Below are 6943 nucleotides of genomic sequence, written 5' to 3' on the forward strand. Positions count from 1 at the left end.
GAGCTTGGGAAAATATTCGAGCGTAGCAAGAATAAAGTCTTACCAAGCCCTTCCCTTTAGGGATGGGGTTCCTGACAGGTGTTTTCCCATCTGTTGAACGCGATCGCCACGGCTCGATCTCGGGCGCTTGGATCCAAAGCGGGGTTTTTGTCCCTGAAGTCGGCTTGATTTTTCTGGGGGACTAGCAGGGTGCAACGCTACTGTTACCGGGTTGTGCACTAATTTTAAAGTGGATATTAAACAAGGGTAGCACTCGAGTACAATGGCTTTTCACTCGCTCAATGATATTTTAGGCCCCCTGGCACGGCAAACGCTTGGCGAGAAGCAACAGGACTATCAACGCTTGGTGGAGTCTTGGAACCAAGCAGTCGGACCGAAAATCGCTCCGCATACTCGTCCCCTGGTTGTGGATCGCGGGGTTTTGAAGGTGGCAACCTCTAGTGCGGCTTGGGCGCAGACTCTGACGTTCGAACGTCGCCGCATTTTACAGCGGTTGAATCGGGGTCGAACACGCCCGATCGCCGATATTCGCTTTTCCCCCCGCGACTGGTTGAAGGGGAGCGAAACTCCCCTCTCTTCGGCACAGACAGAACGCATCGTTTGGCAGCAACATCCCAGCCGATTGTCTGACCCTGACTCTACACAACCCCCTGAGCCTGAAAATTCTGAGACTCCAGGGAATAACGATCCGCTTTCGGCGTTCGATCGCTGGGCCTTTCGCTTACAGGCGCGATCGCGCAGTTTGCCCCTGTGCCCTCACTGCAGTTGTCCCACCCCCCCGGGCGAACTGGAACGCTGGTCTGTCTGCGCCCTTTGCGCCACGCAGCGCTTTTGAGCCTTCGCTTCGCCCGACTACAGCCATTCTCCCGGGGGTTTGAGAATTGTGGCTGGCGATCGCCATACTATCCCCGCAATTACACGGTTGACAAATTAACTGTTTTCTGAATTTAACCGATCGCCTTTTTTTGATAATAGGTTTTTTCCGGCGCGCCGGGTTCAACCCGGTGAATTCACGGGGGAAATCTACCGAATGGCAGATACCATTTAGGCCACCAATCTAAAAAAATAGTAAACGTGCGGTCGTTGAGTCTCTTGGTAGAGGTAGTTTATCTCTGGAGCGCTCTGGCGCAACCACCCCCTCTCAGTCTCTCTGAGAAAGGCCGTTTGACTCCCGGCTCAATCCGTTCGATTTGCTTCCCGAATCCCCCGCACAATTGGAATTAGCTAATCTCCGGGTTCCTGGCCAACCTGCCCCCGGTTTCTCGCGGGTCCCTGGCTGACCAGAGAGCTTCTGCATAGTATCTCAGTGTTTGGACTTGCAGTCGATCCCCGTTGAGTTTTGGCTCGATGTCTTCCATATGCGGCAAGATTGCAGTGGTATTATTGACCTCTATTATTAGGGGTTATGACCAGAATATAAAGAAATTATAAATTTCAAAAAACTGGTGGGGATCGCTTAAAGCCGGACGGGATAACGGGTTGGTCGCTTTTGAATGCAAAATGCGATCGGTCATAATCTAAATAAGAATCAATCATTGTTGAGCACTACTCCCATGAAAACCTTAAATTGCCAAGCATCAGCCTGTCGCCATTGCCGATTCTATACCCCAGTGGGTCGGCGCGGCGGTAATTGCCAGCAACTCGGCGTGCCAGTTCGCGGCGGCTGGAAGGCTTGCTCCCTCGCAGTCCCACCCTTTGCTCCGTCGTGGGAGGGTATCGAGGAGATAATGGGATTACCGCAAACTGTCTATGGGCGCGGAGAGGCTCTTTGGTTGGAACGCGCCTATCAGCAGCCATCCGCCGCGATCGCCCCCGATAACATCCACAGCGCGCCTACCCCCTCCAAATCCAAAACAAACTCGACCTCAAATGGCTCTGTGGCTTATCTCAGCTAACTCCACCCTCGAATCCCCATTCAATCCCCATACTCAAATTCCACCCTTAAAACTCATTAATTTCGACTCGGACTCGAGTCAATTTTAAAAAATTCATCTTCACGATTGCCCACCCTTAACCCAGTCCGGGCATCTACCAAACCTAATTCGCAAAAGTGGATCTCAATTGGTGGCAATCGTCAATCAGGGCGTTGTCATCAGGGAATCGGCTTAATGAATTGAAAAGTAAGAATTGAGAACAACCTTCACCCAGAATGTCAATTCTCAACTCTTACTTTTTCTCGTTTAAGGGTTAGGGCAACCACGGATATTGCCGAAAATCCGGTGGCCGTTTTTCCAAAAAGGCTTGTTTGCCTTCCGCACCTTCTTCGGTCATGTAGTACAGCAAGGTGGCATTTCCCGCCAATTCTTGCAACCCCGCTTGCCCATCGCAGTCGGCATTAAATGCCGCTTTCAAACAACGAATCGCAATCGGACTTTTCTGCAAAATTTCCTGCGCCCACTTCACCCCCTCTGCTTCCAATTCTTCCACGGGTACCACGCAATTTACTAATCCCATCTCCAGGGCTTGCTGGGCATCATATTGACGACACAAAAACCAAATTTCTCTCGCTTTTTTTTGCCCCACAATTCTCGCCAGATAGCTCGCCCCAAACCCACCGTCAAAACTGCCGACTTTCGGCCCGGTTTGACCGAATATCGCATTATCTGCCGCAATGGTCAAATCGCAAATAACGTGCAAAACGTGACCGCCCCCGATCGCATACCCGGCAACTAAGGCAATCACTACTTTCGGCATCGACCGAATCAAGCGCTGCAAATCCAATACGTTCAAACGGGGCACCCCCGCCTCATCCACATACCCCGCCTGCCCTCGCACGCTTTGATCTCCCCCCGCACAGAAGGCATATTTGCCATCGCTATGCGGTCCGACTCCCGTCAATAACACTACCCCAATGCTCGGATCTTCCCGCGCATCGCAAAACGCATCGTAAAGCTCAAACACCGTTTTCGGACGAAACGCATTCCGCTTGTGAGGACGGTCGATCGCAATCTTCGCGATGCCGTCGGTTTTATGATATTGAATGTCTTCGTAATTTTTCGCCGTTTGCCAGTTGATTTCCATCGAGAAAATAGGTGCGCGACTTCAGCTCGAAAATTGTACCTCGCCTTGGGGTCGCGACGCGCACCATCCCACGGAATCTTCCCACTCCGCACTGTACCCTATTAACGTTAATCTATTCAATCCTCGCCTGACGCTATGCGCCTCACTTCTCTGGATGTTTTTCGTGGAATGGCGATCGCCAGCATGATTCTGGTGAATAACCCCGGCAGTTGGCAACATGTTTATCCGCCACTCCTACATGCCCAGTGGCATGGTTTTACCCCCACGGACCTCGTATTTCCCGCCTTTTTGTTCATCGTCGGCGTGGCAATGGCGTTTTCCCTGAGCAAGTACACCCACTCCCCCACCCCGCCCCGCGCCCCCATTTATCCCAAAATCCTCCGCCGCGCTGCTATCTTATTCGCCCTCGGCTTATTTCTCAACGCCTCTAGTCTGCTTCTCAAGGGTCTGCTGCAAGGACAATCCATCGATTTCGGCACCCTGCGAATTATGGGGGTCTTGCAGCGTATTAGTTTGGCTTATCTCTTCGCCGCGATCGCTTCCCTCAAGTTCTCCCGTCGCCATCTTTGGATCCTCTCCGCCGCGATCCTCATCGGCTATTGGTTCGCCCTCTCGTTCATTCCAGTTCCCGATTATGGCGCAGGAAACCTTTCCCCCAAGGGCGAAGGTTCCCTCGTCGCCTATCTCGATCGCCTGATTTTGACCCCCTCCCACATGCTTGGCGATGGCACTTTTGAACCGGAAGGTCTCTTCAGTACCCTCCCCGCTGTAGTAACGGTTTTGCTCGGTTATTTTGTCGGGGATTGGTTACAAAACCAGCCCATCGTCACCCATACCAGCATTCAACTCACCCTCGCTGCCCTTTGTTTTCTCGTCCTCGGGCGCGTCTGGGGCTTCGTTTTCCCCATCAATAAGCAACTCTGGACTAGTTCCTATGTGCTTTATAGTGCCGGCTGGTCTTTACTTTTATTGGCAGCAATTTATGAGGCGATTGAAGTTCGCCGGTGGAAGCGCTGGGGCAAACCGTTTGAAGTCATGGGCTTAAACTCTATCTTCGCTTTCGTCGCCTCTGGTTTGCTCGCCCGCTTTTTACTCTTTACTCCCGTCAATACCAGTGAAAATGCTCCCAGCATTTATACCTGGATGTATCGCAACCTGTTCGTCCCTTGGGCCGGTGCTTTGAATGGTTCCCTGGGCCTGGCAATTTTTACCCTCCTGTTTTGGTGGTCCGTTCTCTATTTCATGTACCGCCACCAATGGTTTATCAAAGTCTGACGCCCTCCCTAGGGGAGGAATTGAGTATTGAGCATTGAGCATTCAATTCCTCTTTCTCTTTCCCTCCCCCCGGAATTCCTGAGTAAATATACCGGAAAAATCCCGATCGCCACAAACTTAACTATTATTAACAAAAATCTGGTTTTCGATTTCCACCGCCTTCGAATCTCTGGGTTTGACGCCTCGATTCCCCGATTTCTTGGCTTTATCCAACGTCATTTCAGGTTTCAACTAGCCAGTACATAGACCCGATCTCCCCCCTGCTTGGGCGATCGCCCCCACCTCTCCCCCCCCAGCAACCGCGATCGGTTGTTCCCAAAGTTGCTCAACCTCTTGACATACTTTTGTTTATTGTAACTCTTTTTTATTAAAAAGTAAGTTAAAATTTAAAAAAATCAGATTTTAAACCATTCAAAACAATTGAGGCTTTTAAAGCTAATTTAAAAACTACATGACTTATCTCAGCGTGTTTTAACGGCAAAAATCATTTTTGATTCGCCTTTACGATTCTGGGTGAATCGGACAATAATGCGATCGACAAGGCAAAACAACCCGGTAAACGATTCAGCCAAAGTTGCCCGGAAAAAATCAGCAAAAGAACTTAAGACGCATTTAACAGGAGAACACGCTCGTGAAATTAGCCGTTTACGGAAAAGGTGGCATCGGTAAATCCACAACAAGCTGCAACATCTCCGTTGCCCTTGCCAAACGAGGCAAAAAAGTTCTACAGATTGGCTGCGATCCCAAACATGACAGCACCTTCACCCTCACCGGATATTTAATTCCCACCATTATTGACACCCTGCAAGAAAAGGACTATCACTACGAAGACATCTGGCCCGAGGACGTCATTTACAAAGGATATGGCGGAGTAGACTGCGTAGAAGCCGGTGGACCACCTGCAGGTGCCGGTTGCGGCGGTTACGTCGTAGGAGAAACCGTCAAACTGCTCAAAGAACTCAACGCCTTCGACGAATACGACGTCATACTCTTTGACGTACTTGGCGACGTGGTGTGTGGCGGATTTGCCGCACCCCTCAACTACGCCGACTACTGCACCATCGTCACCGACAATGGCTTCGACGCCCTATTTGCCGCCAACCGGATCGCCGCCTCCGTGCGCGAAAAATCCCGCACCCACTCCCTGCGCCTCGCCGGATTGATTGGCAACCGCACCGCCAAACGCGACTTAATCGACAAATACATCGAATCCGTCCCCATGCCGGTGCTAGAGATTTTGCCCTTAATTGAAGACATTCGCGTTTCTCGCGTCAAAGGCCAAACCTTGTTCGAGATGGCAGACCGCGATCCCTCTTTACGCTACGTCTGCGACTTCTATCTCAACATTGCAGACCAACTGCTATCCCTCCCAGAAGGCGTGGTTCCCAAAGATGCCCCCGATCGCGAACTATTCGCATTGCTCTCGGACTTCTACCTCAATCCCACCAAGCCCCCAGTACAAACCGAAGACGAATTAGACCTGATGATGGTTTAACAATTCCAGGTAGCGATCGCCCGAATGAAGAGGGTTGCCGATAAAGTGGGTATGATTCAGTACGAGACATCAGTACGAGACAATAGAGCTAAGACAAAGATAAAATCCTACTTGTTTTCAGCAACCCAGGGGGAAAGACATTATGGCTTTTTTTGAAGAATTCACTGCTTCTATCAAACAAAAATGGTTGCAGTATTTCCAAGCAAACCGGGAGTGGCTGCAACTGCACATGAAGATAGCAGCAGTCAAAACCCCCGATGGCGGTACCCGACCACCTTCTTACTTCATTCTGGGCGTGATGAATACCCTCGAACCGAAGCTAGCGCAGTTGATGTTGCCCTTTTCCCAACTCAATCCAGATGCAGAAACCCTCATCGAGGTTTTAGGTCTCAATTTTGACCCAGACATCGCTCTCGGGAGAAGCCCCAGTGCAGCAACACCCCAGCCAACGGCACAAGAAGTTCCCACCCCAGTCTCAACCGAACAACCCTCAGCAGAGGACACCGAGGAAGACTCGCTTCCACCAGAAGTAACCGTCCCACCAGAAGAACAACAGTTGCCACAGCCTACGGTGGCTGAAGTACCCGAAGGCACTGAGGATGAAGAATTCACCGATCCAGCACTTGCCGTAGCCGCAGCGGTTTTTGGTGAAGAATCTGTGGAAAGCGAAGAAGAGGAAGCCGATTTCGGGGAAGAGATTGAAGAAACCACTACCGCCGAAATGCCCGAAGTCGAAGCAGTAGGAATGGCTGTCGCCGAAGCTGCTGAGAGTGAGGTCAATCCTTTCGGCGAAACCGAAACTGAAGAAGACCTCGGGAATATGGACTTAGGCGACCTTGGTGAATCTGAAACCGAAACCGACGAAGACCTCGGGGATATGGATTTAGGCGACCTTGGTGAAACCGAAACCGAAACCGAAGAAGACCTCGGAGATATGGATTTAGGCGACCTTGGTGAAACCGAAACCGAAACCGAAGAAGACCTCGGGGATATGGATTTAGGCGACCTTGAGGAATCTGAAACCGAATCTGCAGAAGACCTCGGGGATATGGACTTAGGCGACCTTGAGGAATCTGAAACCGAATCTGCCGAAGACCTCGGGTATATGGACTTAGGCGACCTTGAGGAATCTGAAACCGAATCTGCCGAAGA

The 6943-nt window shown here is 50.9% G+C and carries 6 protein-coding genes; 5 read left to right on the forward strand and 1 reads right to left on the reverse strand.

Annotated features, from left to right (window positions below):
* Positions 1-262 precede the first annotated feature (262 nt).
* Positions 263-835: a DUF721 domain-containing protein gene (locus tag LKK83_RS00180; RefSeq protein ID WP_324628730.1), complete on the forward strand. Its 573-nt coding sequence runs from the start codon at positions 263-265 to the stop codon at positions 833-835.
* Between the two features lie 718 nt (positions 836-1553).
* The gene (locus LKK83_RS00185; RefSeq protein WP_324628731.1) at positions 1554-1895 is read left to right on the forward strand and encodes a hypothetical protein; all 342 of its coding nucleotides are present in this window, start codon (positions 1554-1556) and stop codon (positions 1893-1895) included.
* A 292-nt stretch (positions 1896-2187) separates the two neighbouring features.
* On the opposite strand, the gene menB is transcribed toward LKK83_RS00185, so the two are convergent.
* Positions 2188-3021, reverse strand: coding sequence for a 1,4-dihydroxy-2-naphthoyl-CoA synthase (gene menB, locus LKK83_RS00190; protein ID WP_324628732.1), 834 nt, complete (start codon positions 3019-3021; stop codon positions 2188-2190).
* 135 nt (positions 3022-3156) lie between these two features.
* Here menB and LKK83_RS00195 point away from each other — a divergent pair, with 135 nt between their 5' ends.
* The 3 genes from LKK83_RS00195 to LKK83_RS00205 form a co-directional block, all read left to right on the forward strand.
* Positions 3157-4296 (forward strand): acyltransferase family protein, encoded by a 1140-nt coding sequence (locus tag LKK83_RS00195; RefSeq protein ID WP_324628735.1) that lies wholly within the window; start codon positions 3157-3159, stop codon positions 4294-4296.
* Positions 4297-4927: 631 nt separating this feature from the next.
* Positions 4928-5791: a ferredoxin:protochlorophyllide reductase (ATP-dependent) iron-sulfur ATP-binding protein gene (bchL, locus tag LKK83_RS00200; protein WP_324628736.1), complete on the forward strand. Its 864-nt coding sequence runs from the start codon at positions 4928-4930 to the stop codon at positions 5789-5791.
* A 142-nt stretch (positions 5792-5933) separates the two neighbouring features.
* On the forward strand, positions 5934-6943 hold a 1010-nt coding region (locus LKK83_RS00205), incomplete at its 3' end, for a DUF5331 domain-containing protein (RefSeq protein WP_324628737.1).

The sequence above is a fragment of the Phormidium sp. CCY1219 genome (assembly GCF_035615515.1).
In the GTDB taxonomy this organism is placed as follows: Bacteria; Cyanobacteriota; Cyanobacteriia; order Cyanobacteriales; family Laspinemataceae; genus CCY1219.